At 45.2% G+C, this 252-nt stretch carries 1 protein-coding gene; it reads left to right on the plus strand.

Annotated features, from left to right (window positions below; genetic code table 11):
* A partial coding sequence (locus JWJ90_RS23075; RefSeq protein ID WP_205229541.1) for a hypothetical protein occupies window positions 1-252 on the plus strand: 252 nt, incomplete at both ends.

Consider the following 252-nt stretch of genomic DNA (forward strand, 5'->3'; position numbering starts at 1 on the left):
ATATAGCCTCCATTCCCTGACTGTACCCGATATTGAAAATGCCTGTCAGCAAGCCGGGCTTTGTTTTCAACAATGTGATGCGAACGGCGGGATATTGTATTTTCAGGCATATAAAGGACGGCAAAGCCAGGGCAAGCGCACGAAATTTTTAGCTAGCAAGCACACTGCCAAGAAACCGATTATCGCAGGCTGCTCTGAATTGTTTTTGCTTGATACTCATTTTGGTTTTCTCTCGTTGCAGCAGATTACGAG

This window comes from Desulfobulbus rhabdoformis (genome assembly GCF_016919065.1).
GTDB classification, from domain to species: Bacteria; Desulfobacterota; Desulfobulbia; order Desulfobulbales; family Desulfobulbaceae; genus Desulfobulbus; species Desulfobulbus rhabdoformis.